The sequence below is a fragment of the Stenotrophomonas sp. STEN056 genome (assembly GCF_056759635.1).
Map to the genome: position 1 here is coordinate 182372 of NZ_JBRRDL010000001.1, position 15328 is coordinate 197699.

Below are 15328 nucleotides of genomic sequence, written 5' to 3' on the forward strand. Positions count from 1 at the left end.
ACAAATACTATCCGTTTTACAGCTGATAACGCCGGGATCAGGATGGGGCATCTTCTGATAACCCATCGTCATGAACACCGCCGCACACCGCCTGAGCCACCCGATTCCCAAACTCCTGCCCGGCCTGTTGCTGACCGCCACCATTGCCGGCGTCTCGATCTGGCTGGGCTCGTTGCCGTGGCTGCAGGCCCATGGCATCAGCGCACTGACCCTGGCCATCGTGATCGGCATTGCCATCGGCAATACCGCCTACACCACGCTGGCGCCACGCGCTGCGGCGGGCGTCGGCTTCTCCAAGGCCACCCTGCTGCGCGCCGGCATCATCCTGTACGGCCTGCGCCTGACCCTGCAGGACATCGGCCAGGTGGGTGTTGCGGGCGTGGTGATCGATGCCCTGGTGTTGTGTTCCACCTTCGCCCTGGCCTGGTGGCTGGGCACCCGCATGCTGGGGCTGGACCGCAACTCGGCCCTGCTGATCGGTGCCGGCAGCTCGATCTGCGGTGCTGCGGCGGTGATGGCCGCCGAACCTGTGGTCAAGGGCCGCGCCGAGCAGGTAGCGGTCGCCGTGGCCACGGTGGTGGTGTTCGGCACCTTGGCGATGTTCCTGTATCCCCTGCTCTACCAATGGGGCGCCAGCGCCGGCTGGATGCCGCTGGATGAAACCGGCTTCGGTGTATTCACCGGCGCCACCGTGCATGAAGTGGCGCAGGTGGTGGCCGCTGGCCGGGCGATCAGCGAACCGGCGGCCGATGCGGCCGTCATCACCAAGATGGTGCGGGTGATGATGCTGGCGCCGTTCCTGGTCGGGCTGTCGGCCTTGCTGGCCCGTGGTGAGCGCAAGGGTGGCGGCGAACGCTCGAAGATCACTGTTCCCTGGTTCGCGTTCGGCTTCATCGCCATGGTCGCGTTCAACTCCCTGCAGTTGCTGCCCGCTTCGCTGGTCCAATTGATGGTCGACCTGGACACCGCACTGCTGTCCATGGCGATGGCTGCGCTGGGCCTGACCACGCACGCCTCGGCCCTGCGCCAGGCCGGCCCCAAACCGATGCTGCTGGCGGCCTTGCTGTTCGCCTGGCTGTTGGCTGGTGGTTTGGTGATCAACCTCGGAGTTCGAGCATTGCTATGACCCTGCCTTCTCCCGCCTGCGGGGGAAGGTGCGTGTAGAGCCTGCCTTCACGAAAGCAGGGGGCGGATGGAGGTGGCTTTGAGCTGCGCGAGCTATGTGAGCTGGAAGCCTCCCCTCACCCCAACCCCTCTCCCGCGCGCGGGAGAGGGGCTTTGACAGCAGAGCAGGCATGTACACGCGGCTTCTGCGAAAATGCCGCATGAATGACTTCTCCTCCCTGCCGCTGTCGCCGGCACTCGCTCCCGGCATCGACGCGCTGGGCTACACCACGATGACGCCCGTGCAGGCACTGAGCCTACCGCCGATCCTGGAAGGCCGCGACGTGATCGCGCAGGCCCCTACCGGCAGTGGCAAGACCGCTGCCTTCGGCTTGGGCCTGCTCAACCGCCTGGACCCGGCCATCGGCCGCACCCAGGCACTGGTGCTCTGCCCTACCCGCGAACTGGCTGACCAGGTCGGCAAGCAGCTGCGCAAGCTGGCCACCGGCATTCCCAACCTCAAACTGCTGATCCTCACCGGCGGCATGCCGCTGGGCCCGCAGTTGGCCTCGCTGGAAGCGCATGACCCGCAGGTCGTGGTCGGCACCCCCGGCCGTGTGCAGGAGCTGGCGCGCAAGCGCGCGTTGAACCTCGGCCAGGTCCGCAGCTTCGTGCTGGACGAAGCCGACCGCATGCTGGACATGGGCTTCGAGGAGCCGATCCGCGAAATCGCCGGCCGCACCCACAAGGAACGCCAGAGCCTGCTGTTCTCGGCCACTTTCCCGGACGAAATCCGCGAGCTGGCGCGCGCGCTGCTCAACGATCCGGTGGAAGTCACCGTTGACGGCCAGGCTGAAGCACCGGCCATCCAGCACCTGTTCTTCGAGGCCGAGCCCGCACACCGGCAGAAAGCCCTGGGCGGCCTGCTGCTCAAGTACACGCCCGAATCCGCGGTGGTGTTCTGCAATACCCGCAAGGACGTGGACGAAGTGGCCAACTCGCTGCGCCAGTTTGGCTTCTCGGCCTTGGCCCTGCACGGCGACATGGAGCAGCGCGACCGCGATGAAGTGCTGCTGCAGTTCTCCAACCGCAGTTGCAACGTGCTGGTCGCCAGTGACGTGGCCGCGCGTGGCCTGGACGTGGAAGACCTTGCTGCGGTGATCAACTACGAGCTGCCCACCGACATCGACACCTACCAGCACCGCGTGGGCCGCACCGGCCGCGCCGGTCGCCGTGGCCTGGCGATGAGCCTGGTCAGTGGCCGCGAACGCAACCGCGCCGATGCCGTCGAAGCAGCACAGGGCAATCCGTTGAACTGGCAGAAGACCCCGCTGGCCACCGCACGCCCGGCCGAGCTGCCGCAGGCGGCGATGACCACCCTGCGCATCGATGGCGGCAAGACCGACAAGCTGCGCGCCGGTGACATCCTCGGCGCACTGACCGGCGATGCCGGCCTGCCGGGCAAGGCCATCGGCAAGATCGACATCTTCCCCACCCGCTCGTATGTGGCCATCGCCCGCGAGCAGGCCGGCAAGGCCATCTCGCGGCTGGAAGCCGGCAAGATCAAGGGCAAGCGCTTCCGCGTGCGCAAGATGTAAGCGACAGCGGCGTCCAACGGCGCCGCACGTCTTTGCCCAGATGCAACCGGCATCCTCGACCCGCTCCGCAACCACGCCGCACCACAGGGCCGTCAACGTCCCGTGGCCGTGGATCATTGGCGGCTGGTTGCTGCTGGGCCTGCTGACCCTGCCGGCGGTGCAGATCACCGGGCCGATCCGCAGCAAGCCGTTGCTCGCCTCACTGCTCGGCAACGGTATTTTCCTGCTGGGCGTCTACCTGCCCTGGATGCTGGCCACCCCGCTGCTGTGGCGGCTATGTGACCGCTGGCCGCTTGGGCTGGGGAAAAATACCGCCGCGCTCGGCCGGTTGCTGCTGACCGGCATGCTGGTGATCCCCGTGCTTTCGAGCAGTGGCTGGCTGCTGGGAATTCTCCTGTCGCAGTTGCCACAGCCGATGGCACTGCCCGACGCGTGGCGACAGACGATGCTGGCCACCAGCCTGTTCGCCCTGCCCACCTACTTCGCCGTCATCGGCATCGGTCAGACATTGGCCTACATGCAACGGTATCGACGCCGCGGCGAGCGACTGGCGCAGGCACGCCAGGAAGCATTGGCCGCACGGTTGAATCACCACTTCCTGTTCAATGCGCTCAATGCCATCGGCAGCCTCGGCTACCGGGATGCCAGCCGCGCCGACGCCGCGCTGGCACAGCTGGGCGAACTGCTGCGCACCCTGCTCGACAGCGCACCGCAGATCACGCTGCGCGAGGAAGTCGCCAACACCGTGGCCTTCGTTGAGTTGCAGCAACTGCTGCAGGAGCGGCCACTGCCGTTGCAGCTGAGCGCCACCGCCGACGCGTGGCAGGCCGTGGTGCCAACCCTGCTGTTGCAGCCGTTCATCGACAACGCGGTGCGCTTCGCCACTGCCCCCGGTGCGCCGGCCGCACCCATCGCACTGGCGATGGAGGTGAAGGACGGCCAGCTCGAACTGCTGCTTACCAACCCATGCGGCGATGCTGGCGCGGGCCTGGGCATCGGCCTGCAGGCCAGCCGCGAGCGGCTGCAGGCATTGCACGGTGCGGGCGCGCAGGTGGAAGTCCAGCGTGAGGGCCGGCATTGCCGCACCCGCATTGTCCTGCCCATGCAGCAACAGGCGCCCGCATGATCAAGGTGATGCTGGTCGATGACGTGCCGCTGGCACGCGACAAACTGCGCCACCTGCTGGCCGCACACAGCGACATGCAGGTCAGCGGCGAGGCCGGCGACAGCGCCCGGGCACGGCAACTGCTGGAACGCGAACCGGCGGACCTGTTGTTGCTGGATATCCAGCTCGGTCGGGAGGACGGCATGCAGTTGGCCCGCGAGCTTCCCGCACCCGCTCCACTGATCATCTTCACCACCGCCCATGCCGAGCATGCCGTGGCCTCGTACGCGCTCGGTGCCGTGGACTACCTGCTCAAACCGCTGGATGCCGCGCGCCTTGCCCTGGCACTGGACCGCGCGCGCCGCCAGCTGTCGCGCGACACCGGCAACACCCCGCAATCACTTTGCATCCGCAATGCCGGCAGCGTCGACTACATCGCCCTGCAGGACATCGACTACATCGACAGCGCCGGCCACTACGCCTGCGTGCATGTTGGCCGGCAGGTGCACCTGCTGCGCGAGAGCATCAGCCGCCTGGCCGAGCAACTGGCCGATGCCGGCTTCATCCAGGTGCAGCGTGCGGTGATCGTGAACCGTGCGCGTATCCGCGCGCTGGAACCCCGCCGCAACGGCGACGCCACCCTGTTCCTGAGCGACGACACACGCCTGCCACTGAGCCGGCTGTATCGCGTGACGTTCGATGCCTGCATGCAGGGAACATCGCCGCACTGAGCGCGCGCCCCACTCGCGCCAGCCGGCGCACGCCTCAAGCCAAATACCCTGTGGAGTCCCCTCGCATCACCGCACCATGGCGGCCTTTCCGCACTGTTGCCGCCCATGCGCCGATTCCTGCTCACTGCTCTGCTGCTGTCCTGCGCAGCGCCCGCCCTCGCCGCCCGGCTCGTCGCCACGCCGCTTGATGGCCCGGCCGATCAGCCCGTACGCATGACCGTGGAAGGCCTGCTGCCCACCCAGGCCGTGCAGCTTCGCCTGTCCATGCGTGACAGCCGCGGAGTCGAGTGGATATCGCAGGCACGCTTCCGCGCCGACATCCACGGCCAGATGGACACCGCCAGCGCGGGCGCCGAACACGGCAGCTACATCGGCGTGGACGCGATGGGGCTGTTCTGGTCGATGCAGCCGGAGAACGGCCGCGGCCAACCCAGTCCACTGCCGATGGTCAGCAGCGCCGATGGTCTGCTCCATGCACCAGCCCGCTTCACGCTGCAGGCCTATGTTGACGACACCCTGATCGGCGAACAGACCCTGCTCCGCCGCATCAACGCCGCCGACGTGCGCGCCGAACCGCTGCAAATCGAAGGCGTGGTCGGCAACCTCTATCGTCCACACGGCGCACTGCGCGATGGCCACAGGCATCCGGTCGTCATCACCCTGGGCGGTGCGGAAGGCGGCATTGCCACCGCCAATTACTACGCCGCGTGGCTGGCTTCCAACGGCTTTGTCGCCGTGGCGGTGGCGTACTACCGCATGCCCGGCCTGCCGAGCGACCTGGTGCGCGTGCCGATTGACCCAGTCAGCCGCGTGGCGGATTGGCTGCAGACGCAGCCGTTTGCCGGCCGCATCGGAGTGATGGGCGGCTCCTGGGGCGGCATTGTTGCCATGGCGTCGGCGGCGCACGACCCGCGCCTGCAGGCCGTGGTGTCGTGGGTCGGCAGCCCGGCACCGTTCCGCGGCATTCGTCGCGATGTTCCGCCGGCGGATTACAGGGCGGTGGATCTGCCCGCGCTTACCTTCAAGGGACGCGACCTACCGTTCCTGCCGTATCTGGAAAAAATCAACTGGAACCAACCCGGCGAACATGCCGCGGCACTGGAGAAGGCCACCCTGCCCATCGAGCGCATCAACGGCCCGGTGCTGCTGGTCGCCGGGGGCGATGACCAGCTGGGTGCTTCCGGTGAGATGGCGGCCGTGGCGCTGCGCCGCCTGCAACGCCGCAGCGTGCCGCAACCTGACGCAGTGCTCTATTACTCCGACGCCGGCCACCTGATCACGCAGATGTACCAGCCCACCACGTTCCGCCATGACACCGGCCCGTATGTCCCGGTGGGCGGCACGCCTTCCGGCTACGCGCGGGCTGACCGCGAAAGCGGCCCGGCGGTGCTGGCGTTCCTTCGCAAGGCGCTGGCCGGCAACTCAAAGTAGTACGCCGCGGTGGATCAGCAGCAGATACACGCCGACGCTGGCGGCCAATCCACACAGCCCCCAGCCCCATCGGCTGCGCTTGTTTGACCGCCAGGCACCGATCCAACCCGGCAACGCAACTACCCAACCCACCGCCAGCGCCCACGGGTTCAGCGCCGGGGCGAACTCATAGACATTGCAGATCACAAACCAGGCGCTCCAGCCCAGCATCGCCACCAACAGCGCCACGCTGCCGAACATCCGCATGCGCCTCTCCCCCGGGAAATCCAGCCGCGATCATTGCCTGTGGCGCACGCTCAGGCAAACACCGCCACGCTCTGGCGGCCACGCATCAGCAACTGCCCCTGTGCGTTCCAGACATGCATGTCCTGCGATGAATAACCGTCGCGCGCATGCTCGCTGAAGGAACGCAGCAGGAACCATTCACCCGCCGGCACCGGCTCCAGCAGATCAAAGCTCCAGTTGATCGAACTGATCGGCGCCGGTGCGGTGAAGCCGGTGAACGCTGCCGGGGGAAGCGCATCGGCCATGGCCACCAGTGCCACGGCCGGATCCACACCGCTGGCGTCGTTGTGCCGCATCCAGATCAGAAATTCCGGATGCGTCGCGCCCGAAACCGGCAGGGCGCCGCCAGCCGGTCGCATCTGGAAGTTACGGGTGAACGCCGGCGCAAACGGCATCTCCGACATCTTGAACTCCCGGCAGGCCAGCGGCTCGGCGACCGCCGGCCGTTCGCAGAAGTCATGGGCGATGGCACTGTCACGCGCGCGGCCAAACACCAGAATCAAGCGCGCCGCCAGCGCGCCATCGGCGTGCACATCCACGCCGACATTCACCACGGACTTGCCCTCGCGCAGCAGCTGCGGGGTAAACGACAGCTGCCCAACCGCCGGGCCGATGAAGGACACCTGCACCGAACGCAGCGGTGGCATCGGCCCCGCATGTGCCTGCATCGCCGCCGCCACACCCAGCGCGGTGATGATGCCGCCATAAGCCGTGCGCCCCTGCCGCCAACTGTCGGGCAACACCAGCCCCTGCTTCACATCGAAGGAGGACAGCAGTTCGCTCAAACTCGGCATGGCAACTCCAATCAGGAACGAAAAGGTATCGGGTTCAGTAAACCAGGGTGGCCTGCAGCGGAACGCCGGCCGGAAGCCGCGCACGGCCCCCCAGGCCGTCCAGTTCCACCAGCACCGCCGCGCCCAGCACCTGGGCTTGCAATTGGCCGGCCAGCAGCAGTGCTGCTGCCAAAGTCCCGCCGGTGGCGAGCACGTCATCGACCAGCACCACGCGCGTGCCCGGGGCAATGGCGCCGGCACAGACCTCAATGCGGTCGCTGCCGTACTCCAGCGCGTATTCCTGCTTCAGCGTGGCGCCCGGCAACTTGCCCGGCTTGCGCACCGGCACAAAGCCGGCATCCAGCTCCAGCGCCAAGGCCGCGCCCAGGATGAAGCCGCGCGCCTCCACGCCCAGCACCGCCTGCACACCGGCGTCGCGCCACGGCGCGGCCATCGCCTTGATCGCAGCGCTCAGCCCGTCTGCATCAGCCAGCAAGGGCGTGATGTCCTTGAACAGGATGCCGGGCTTGGGGAAGTCATTTACATCACGGATTGCGTGGGACCACGCAGGGTAGGAAGTCGTCATATCGGATCAATCAAGGAGAAGTCAGGAGCTGCACGAAAGCATCGAGCAGCCCGCACGTTCACGCGCCCATTCCGGGCGCTTGCGGGCATAGGCCTCGCGGCCGGGCTGTTCATCGCAAGGATGCCGCATCACGTCCAGCAACTCGGTGATGCCGGCCGGATCGCCACGTTCGGCACGGTCGATGGCCTCCTGCGCCAACCAGTTGCGCAGCACATATCGGGGATTGGCCGCCTGCATGACGCGGCGACGCGCGTCTTCCGGCTGCCCCGCCTCAAGCACACGCCGCGCATAGCGCTGCAGCCAGGCCTGCAACGCTGGCAATACCTGTTCACGCGCCTCGGTCGAATAGAACGCCTCGTCCAGCACCGCTGCATCCGGCGCCGACGGCGCAACATCGGCCAGGGCGCGGAAGGCAATCGTCATGTCCATCTCACCTTGCTGCAGCAGTTCACGGAACTGCTCCATCAAGGTTTCGTCACCGTCACGGAATTCACCCAGGCCCAGCTTGGCCACCAGGTGCGCACGGTCTTCATCCGCATAGCGCGCACGGAATGCATCCAGCCCCGCCTGCAAAGGCTGCGCATCGTCGAACAACGGCGACAGCGCCTGCGCCAGACGCACCAGGTTCCAGTACGCCACCTGCATCTGCGTGCCGAAGCGATAACGCCGGCCCTGCGCATCGGTGGTGTTGGGTGTCCAATCCGGGTCGTAGTTTTCCACCCAGCCGTAGGGGCCGTAGTCGATGGTCAACCCGAGAACAGACATGTTGTCGGTGTTCATCACGCCGTGCACGAAGCCCACCCGCATCCACTGCGCCACCATCACGGCGGTACGCGTGCAGATCAGCTCGAACCAGCGTGCAAAGCGCTGCTCGCCGGCATCGGCAAGTTCGGGGAAATCGCGGCGGATGCAGAACTCGGCCAGTTGCCGCAACAAGGCAACATCGCCACGCGAGGACGGCAGCTCAAAGCTGCCAAAACGGATGAACGACGGCGCCACCCGGCATACCACCGCGCCCGGTTCGGCCTGCGGATGGCCGTCGTAGAACATGTCGCGCACCACCGCCTCACCAGTGGCCACCAGGCTCAGGGCACGCGTGGTCGGTATGCCCAGGTGATGCATGGCTTCGGAGCACAGGAACTCGCGGATCGACGAGCGCAGCACCGCGCGCCCATCGGCGCCGCGTGAATACGGCGTCGGCCCGGCGCCCTTGAGCTGCAGTTCCCAGCGTTGCCCGCCCGCAACCAGCTCACCGAGCGAAATGGCACGGCCATCGCCCAACTGCCCTGCCCAATGGCCGAATTGATGGCCGCCATAGTTCGCCGCCCACGGCTGCATGCCCGGGTACAGCGCGTTGCCACCGAACACCTCGGCGAACTGCGGCGCCTGCACCATCGCCGCATCGAACCCCAACAAAGCTGCAACCTCCGGCGACCAGGCAAGCAGTTGCGGCGCAGCCACGGGAGTCGGCGCAATCTGCGACCACACCGCACCCCGTACTTCGCGACGACGCGCGCCGGTTTCAGTGTCGCCGGGCAGCTCACGCAGCAAGGCGTTGTCGAATTGCAGTTTCACGTTACTCATCGGATTACCCGCTACTCCGCTCAATGCCGGCCGTCAGTTCCAACCTGCCAGGACATTCCTGCGATTGCCGGCAACCATCCTATCTGGCCTGCCGGAACAGCCGCGTCGTTGCGGCATCACCACAATAGAAAACGCCGGGAGCTTTCGCTCCCGGCGTTCTTGGCTACCTTGCGGTGGCGGGGGTCGATTAGACCGCCTGCACCTGGTCAGCCTGCATACCCTTCTGGCCCTGCACGGCGACGAAGGTCACCTTCTGGCCTTCCTGCAGGGTCTTGAAGCCGTTGCCCTGGATGGCACGGAAGTGCACGAACAGGTCCGGGCCGCTTTCCGGGGTGATGAAGCCAAAGCCCTTGGCATCGTTGAACCACTTAACCGTGCCGGTCTGACGATCAGACATTACAAACTCCTGAAACATAAGTTGAAAAAAAATCGCAGCCACCGGATATCGGGGCCGAGACTGAGTTGCAGGCGTTGGTAAAGCGGATCGATGAGCGGATCGGTGAGATCAACTGCATCAGGCCACGATTCACGGTGACCCTTGCAAGCACAGTGGGACGAAAGATACGCACCTTTTGCCGAAAAAGCGATAAATACCGTATTCATCTAGTCGCACAGGTTCAGCACCGTCAACAAACCGGGCAAATTCATCAACTTGCCCGGGTTCACGGCCATTTTCAGACAGCGGCCCCAACGCCCGGCAATCGATAGACTGCGCAAATGGAACCCAATCCCCCCGCCGCCCGCATCTGGGTCGATGCCGATGCCTGTCCGGTCGTTATCAAGGACATTCTGTTCAGGGCTGCCGAGCGTGCCCGGATCGAAACCGTCCTGGTCGCCAACCAGTACCTGCGCACGCCGCCCTCCCGTTTCATCCGCTCGCTGCAGGTTGCCGGCGGGCCTGATGTGGCCGATGACGCCATCGTCGAACGCCTCGCTGCCGGTGACCTGGTCGTGACCCAGGACATTCCATTGGCTGCCCGCGTACTGGAGAAGAATGCAGTGGCGCTCAATCCCCGCGGCGAGCTGTATACGGCCAACACCATTGCCGAACGTCTATCGGTACGAAATTTCATGGAAGAGCTGCGTGGCGCCGGCATCCAGACCGACGGACCGTCGTCGCTGCACCCTCGTGACCGCCAGGCCTTTGCCGCGCAGTTGGACCGCTGGCTTGCACGACGCCCCGGCAGCTGAGGGCAACAGCTAAACCCGGCCCCGTGTCATCCAGCCCGATGGATAAGGGAATCGGCCCCCAGCACCTGCGTACTGCGGAACACCCGCCGTGCCCCGCTCAGTGGATCATCGAAGGCCAACTCGCTGGCCAGCAGCTGCAGTGGCGCGGTGTAGTCATCCGGTGCCCGCTGCCGCGCCTGCGGATAGCAGTCATCCCCAAGAATCGGTGCCCCCAGTGCCGCCATGTGCACCCGCAACTGGTGCTTGCGCCCGCTGACCGGCTCCAGCGCATAGCGCCAGATGTCCCCTTCTGCGTCGAGCACATCGATCCGGCTCAAGGCATTGGCTTCGCCGCTGCTTTCACGCATCACATGGAACGGCTCGCCCCGCTCGATGCGACTGTGCCGCTGCAGCGGGAACGACAGCGCCGGCAAGGCCGGTGCCAGCGCCTGATAGCGCTTCTGCATGCGCTGCTCACGAAACAAGGCCTGGTAACGCGCGCGGCTTTGCCGATTGCAGGAAAACAGCACCAACCCCGCCGTACCCCGGTCAATACGGTGCAGCGGCACCAGCTCGCCATTGCCGGTGCGCGAGACCAGCCGCGCCAACAAGGTCTGGTGTACAAAACGCCCGGCCGGGGTAACCGGCAGGAAATGCGGCTTGTCCGCGACCAGCAGGTGCTCGTCCAGGTGCACGATGCGCTCCTCGAAGGGAATCACCGGCTCGTCGGCCACTTCGCGGAAGTAACGGATTTCCAGCCCCACCTGCCACGGCTGCGCAGGCGACAGCGCCCTGCCCTGCGCATCCTGCACCCGGCCGCGCGCGAACCTGTCCCGCCATTGCTCAGGCGTGATGCGGGGAAATCGCGCGCAAAGCCCGTCCAGCAGGCACTCCCAGTTGCCAGGCGGCAATTGCAGGCGGCTGGGCACAGCGGCATCGGTGGTCGATTCAAACGGGGTCATGACGCAACCATTATCATGGCGCTCTTTGTTTCCGGTGTTCCCATGGCCCTCACCGCCACCATCCGCAAGGCCGAACTGCAGATCAGCGACATGGATCGCGGCTATTACGCGACCCACAACCTGACCCTGGCCCAGCATCCCTCCGAAACCGACGAGCGCCTGATGGTGCGCCTGCTGGCCTTTGCGCTGAACGCCGACGACCGCCTGGAGTTCGGCCGCGGCCTGAGCACCGACGACGAACCGGACCTGTGGGAGCTCGATTACACCGGCGACATCGCGCAGTGGATCGACCTGGGGCATCCGGACGAATCGCGCATCCGCAAGGCCTGCAACCGCAGCGGCCGCGTGCAGGTCATCAACTATGGCGGCAATGCCTCGGACATCTGGTGGCAGAAGCAGAGCAAGCATCTGGCACGCTTTGACAACCTTTCCGTGCTCGACCTGCCGCCCGACTTCGTCGAGCGCTGGGGCACGCAGATCCAGCGGGCAATGCGCTGGAGCGTGTTGATCCAGGACGGCGAGGTGCAGTTGATCAACGACCAGATGCAGCTGGATGTGATCCCGGCCTGGCGCAAGCCCAGGGCGGAGTAAGCAGTCCGTGGCAAGCCAACCCATTCGCTGCGACGTGCTGGTGATCGGCGCCGGTGCAGCCGGCCTGATGTGCGCACTTACCGCCGGCCAGCGCGGCCGGCTGGAGCAGGTGATCGACCATGCCAACAAGCCGGGCAAGAAGATCCTGATGTCCGGCGGCGGGCGCTGCAATTTCACCAATACCGGCACCACCCCCGCCAACTTCCTGTCGGCCAACCCGCATTTCTGCAAATCGGCCCTGGCCCGCTACACGCCGGGTGACTTCATCGACATGGTCGAGCGCCACGGCATCGCCTATCACGAGAAGGAACTGGGCCAGCTGTTCTGCGACATCTCTTCCAAGCAGATCGTCAGGATGCTGCTGGACGAATGCGCGGAAGCCGGTGTGCAACTGCGCACCGACTGCGCCGTGCAGGACATCGAGCGCGGTGCCGACGGTTTCCGTGTGCAGACCGCGCAGGGGCTGTTCCATTGCGCCTCGCTGGTGATCGCCAGCGGCGGCCTGTCCATTCCCAGCATGGGCGCCAGCGGCTTCGGCTACGACGTGGCGCGCCGCTTTGGTCATGACGTCCTGCCCACCCGCGCCGGCCTGGTGCCGTTGACGCTCAGCGGCAAGCACCAGGAACGTTTTGCCGACCTCAGCGGCGTCGCTGTGCCGGTGGAGGCACGCTGCAACGGGCAGCGCTTCCGCAACTTCATGCTGCTCACCCATCGCGGTGTCAGCGGTCCGGCGATCCTGCAAATCTCTTCCTACTGGCAACCCGGCGATGACCTGCGGCTGGATCTGCTGCCCGGCCAGGATGCCGGCGAGTGGCTGCGCACGATGAAGCGCGAGCGCGGCGCCTCGGAACTGCGCACGGTGCTGTCCGAAGTGATGCCGCGGCGCCTGGCATTGCGCCTGTGCGAACAGTGGCTGGGTGACAAGCTGGTGCGCCAGTTCGACGAACGCGAGCTGAAAACCGCTGCCGACCTGCTCAACAACTTCCCGCTGGTGGCCAGTGGCAGCGAGGGCTACCGCACCGCCGAAGTCACCCTGGGCGGCGTGGATACCCGCAAGGTGTCATCCTCGACCATGGAGTCGCAGTTGGTGCCGGGGCTGCATTTCATCGGCGAGGTGCTGGACGTGACCGGCTGGCTGGGCGGTTACAACTTCCAATGGGCGTGGGCCTCCGGCCACGCTGCCGGACAAGCGGTTTGAGGCGGTGATTCGGCATTACGTCAGAAAACCGTCACGTCAATCGGTTCGCGCATAGACGCCACGCCTGCCCTTCGTGTATTAAACCCCGTCTCATGGGAGTACTGAATGCAGAACGCCAAAGACATCACCTTGCGCCTGTTGATCGTTGACGACAGCCCTGAAAGCGCTGAAGCCATCGTCAGTACGCTGCGCAACAGTGGCATCGCGGTGCGCCCGTTCCGGCCCCAGAGCCCGGCTGAGCTGGCCCAGGCAGTCACCAACCAGCCCATCGACCTGGTGCTGGCAGCCAGCTCCTACAGCATCCCGCAGCTGCTGCTGACCCAGCAGATCGCCGCCAGCGGCAAGGACATTCCGATGATCCTGCTGGCCGACCAGGTGGACGCACAGCAGTTGCTGGAATCGGCGGCCAACGGCATCCGCTCCATCGCCCTGCGCCAGCAACCGGACCACCTGCTCTCGGTGGTGCGCAACGAGTGGATCGACCTGCAGGCGCGCCGCGGCCTGCGCCGCATCGAAGTGCAGATGCGCGAGACCGAGCGCCGCTGCGATGCGCTGATTTCATCCTCGCGCGACCCCATCGCCTATATCCATGAAGGCATGCATATCCGCGCCAACGAGGCCTACCTGGACATGTTCGGGTACGAATCGTTCGAGGACGTGGAAGGCATCTCGCTGCTGGACATGGTGGCGCCGCAGCATGTCGAGGATTTCAAGAACCTGCTCAAGTCGTTGAGCAAGGGCGAAACCCCGCCGCCGCAGTACGAGGTGGATGCACGCAACCAGGACGGTGACACGTTCCCGGCAACGATGGAGTTCACCGCCGCCACCTACGAGGGCGAGGCCTGCTTCCAGGTGGTGTTCCGCCGCCGCGAGGAATTCGACCCGGAGCTGGCCCGCGAAGTGGAAGAACTGCGCCAGCGCGACCAGGTTACCGGCCTGCTCAATCGCCCGACTTTCATGGTGCACCTGGAAAACGCTGTGGCCCAGGTTACCCGCAGCGACGGCCAGTACGGCTTCCTGCTGGTCGAGCCGGACCACTACGCACGCCTGCTGCCGGATATCGGCCTGGATTCGGCCGACGCCCTGATCGCCGCGATGGGCCAGCACCTGGCCGCCACCCTCGGCGACGATGCACAGCTGGCACGTTTCGGCGAACACAGTTTCGCCCTGCTTACCCAGGGCCAGTACGCGCACACCACCGACATGGCCGAACGCGTGCGCGAGGCCTTCGCCTCGCATGTCTTCAGCATTGGCGACCGTTCGGCTACGGTCACCGTCAGCATCGGTGGCGTGCAGGTGGGCGAGAAGATCGCCAGCGTTGGCCAGGTATTGAACCGCGCCAACGACTGCACCCGCGCCGCGGTTGAACTGGGCGGCAACACGGTCAAGGTGTTCGACCCTGGCGCGGCCGACCGTGTCGAGGAAGAGCGCATCCAGCGCTGGGTGCAGCGCATCCACGACGCCATTGCCGGCGATGGCTTCCAGCTGCGCTTCCGCCCGGTGCTGAACCTGATGGGCGAGCCGATGCAGTTGTACGACACCTCGCTGCTGATGGAGAACAACGGCGAACTGGTCGGGCCGAACACCTTCCTGCCGATCGCCCAGGACCACGACCTGCTGGCCCCGGTCAACCGCTGGGTGGTGGTCAGCGCCATCCGCGCACTGGGCGAGCGTCATCGTGCCGGGCACACCACCCACCTGATGGTGCGCATCACCCCGGAGTCGTTCTCCGACGCCGCGCTGCTGCAGGTCATCAGCGACGGCTTGAAGGCCGAGGGTGTGGATGGCAGCCAGTTGTGGCTGCAGATTCCCGAAGCCAAGGTGTTCACCCACCTGCGCAATGCACAGCAGTTCCTGGCACAGGCCGCCGCGATGGGCTGCAAGGTCGGCCTGGAGCAGTTCGGCTCAGGGCTGGATTCGTTCCAGCTGCTGGCGCACTTCCAGCCTGCGTTCCTCAAGCTGGACAGCAGCTTCACTGCTGATCCCGCGCTGGCCAAGGAGCAGTTGGAGAAGACCCAGGAAATCACTGCCAAGGCGCAGTCCGCCGACATTCGCACCATCGCCGAGTTCGTGACCGATGCGGCCACGATGAGCCTGCTGTTCAGTGCCGGCGTGGACTACGTGCAGGGTGATTTCGTGGGGCCGCCTACGGCGCAGATGGATTTTGAGTTCAACTGATTTTTGACATCAAGAGCTTGCCCTCACCCCAA

At 65.9% G+C, this 15328-nt stretch carries 15 protein-coding genes; 9 read left to right on the plus strand and 6 right to left on the minus strand.

Annotation, left to right across the window (positions count from 1 at the left end; all coding sequences use genetic code 11):
• Window positions 1–70: 70 nt before the first annotated feature.
• The 5 genes from ACVOLO_RS00965 to ACVOLO_RS00985 all read left to right on the plus strand — a co-directional run bounded on the left by ACVOLO_RS00965 (window position 71) and on the right by ACVOLO_RS00985 (window position 5969).
• Complete coding sequence (locus ACVOLO_RS00965) at window positions 71–1126, plus strand: YeiH family protein (RefSeq protein ID WP_481568397.1); 1056 nt, start codon at window positions 71–73, stop codon at window positions 1124–1126.
• A gap of 199 nt (window positions 1127–1325) precedes the next feature.
• Complete coding sequence (gene dbpA / locus ACVOLO_RS00970; protein WP_481568398.1) at window positions 1326–2702, plus strand: ATP-dependent RNA helicase DbpA; 1377 nt, start codon at window positions 1326–1328, stop codon at window positions 2700–2702.
• A gap of 40 nt (window positions 2703–2742) precedes the next feature.
• A complete protein-coding gene (locus ACVOLO_RS00975; RefSeq protein ID WP_481568399.1) occupies window positions 2743–3828 on the plus strand; it encodes a sensor histidine kinase in 1086 nt (361 codons plus the stop codon).
• A complete protein-coding gene (locus ACVOLO_RS00980; RefSeq protein WP_481568400.1) occupies window positions 3825–4538 on the plus strand; it encodes a LytR/AlgR family response regulator transcription factor in 714 nt (237 codons plus the stop codon). The genes ACVOLO_RS00975 and ACVOLO_RS00980 overlap by 4 nt, the downstream gene beginning before the upstream one ends.
• Before the next feature lie 105 nt (window positions 4539–4643).
• Complete coding sequence (locus tag ACVOLO_RS00985) at window positions 4644–5969, plus strand: acyl-CoA thioesterase/bile acid-CoA:amino acid N-acyltransferase family protein (RefSeq protein ID WP_481568401.1); 1326 nt, start codon at window positions 4644–4646, stop codon at window positions 5967–5969.
• Here the strand turns inward: ACVOLO_RS00985 and ACVOLO_RS00990 are convergent.
• The 5 genes from ACVOLO_RS00990 to ACVOLO_RS01010 form a co-directional block, all read right to left on the minus strand.
• Window positions 5961–6215 (minus strand): hypothetical protein, encoded by a 255-nt coding sequence (locus tag ACVOLO_RS00990; protein ID WP_481568402.1) that lies wholly within the window; start codon window positions 6213–6215, stop codon window positions 5961–5963. The genes ACVOLO_RS00985 and ACVOLO_RS00990 overlap by 9 nt on opposite strands.
• 50 nt (window positions 6216–6265) lie before the next feature.
• Window positions 6266–7048 (minus strand): thioesterase family protein, encoded by a 783-nt coding sequence (locus ACVOLO_RS00995; protein ID WP_481568403.1) that lies wholly within the window; start codon window positions 7046–7048, stop codon window positions 6266–6268.
• A 34-nt stretch (window positions 7049–7082) separates the two neighbouring features.
• The gene (locus ACVOLO_RS01000) at window positions 7083–7613 is read right to left on the minus strand and encodes an adenine phosphoribosyltransferase (RefSeq protein ID WP_481568404.1); all 531 of its coding nucleotides are present in this window, start codon (window positions 7611–7613) and stop codon (window positions 7083–7085) included.
• 21 nt (window positions 7614–7634) lie between these two features.
• Window positions 7635–9197 carry a protein adenylyltransferase SelO gene (locus ACVOLO_RS01005; RefSeq protein WP_481568405.1) on the minus strand — a complete coding sequence of 521 codons (1563 nt, stop codon included), beginning with the start codon at window positions 9195–9197 and terminating at the stop codon, window positions 7635–7637.
• 187 nt (window positions 9198–9384) lie between these two features.
• On the minus strand, window positions 9385–9594 hold the full coding sequence (locus ACVOLO_RS01010) for a cold-shock protein (protein ID WP_057631873.1): 210 nt from the start codon (window positions 9592–9594) through the stop codon (window positions 9385–9387).
• A gap of 320 nt (window positions 9595–9914) precedes the next feature.
• Here ACVOLO_RS01010 and ACVOLO_RS01015 point away from each other — a divergent pair, with 320 nt between their 5' ends.
• Window positions 9915–10388 carry a YaiI/YqxD family protein gene (locus ACVOLO_RS01015; protein WP_481568406.1) on the plus strand — a complete coding sequence of 158 codons (474 nt, stop codon included), beginning with the start codon at window positions 9915–9917 and terminating at the stop codon, window positions 10386–10388.
• A 26-nt stretch (window positions 10389–10414) separates the two neighbouring features.
• On the opposite strand, the gene ACVOLO_RS01020 is transcribed toward ACVOLO_RS01015, so the two are convergent.
• Window positions 10415–11329, minus strand: coding sequence for a pseudouridine synthase (locus ACVOLO_RS01020; RefSeq protein WP_481568407.1), 915 nt, complete (start codon window positions 11327–11329; stop codon window positions 10415–10417).
• Between the two features lie 42 nt (window positions 11330–11371).
• Between ACVOLO_RS01020 and ACVOLO_RS01025 the strand changes: the two genes are divergently transcribed.
• The 3 genes from ACVOLO_RS01025 to ACVOLO_RS01035 all read left to right on the plus strand — a co-directional run bounded on the left by ACVOLO_RS01025 (window position 11372) and on the right by ACVOLO_RS01035 (window position 15296).
• On the plus strand, window positions 11372–11920 hold the full coding sequence (locus tag ACVOLO_RS01025; RefSeq protein ID WP_481568408.1) for a YaeQ family protein: 549 nt from the start codon (window positions 11372–11374) through the stop codon (window positions 11918–11920).
• A 7-nt stretch (window positions 11921–11927) separates the two neighbouring features.
• A complete protein-coding gene (locus ACVOLO_RS01030) occupies window positions 11928–13118 on the plus strand; it encodes a BaiN/RdsA family NAD(P)/FAD-dependent oxidoreductase (RefSeq protein WP_481568409.1) in 1191 nt (396 codons plus the stop codon).
• Between the two features lie 105 nt (window positions 13119–13223).
• The gene (locus ACVOLO_RS01035; RefSeq protein WP_481568410.1) at window positions 13224–15296 is read left to right on the plus strand and encodes an EAL domain-containing response regulator; all 2073 of its coding nucleotides are present in this window, start codon (window positions 13224–13226) and stop codon (window positions 15294–15296) included.
• The last annotated feature ends 32 nt before the right edge of the window (window positions 15297–15328 follow it).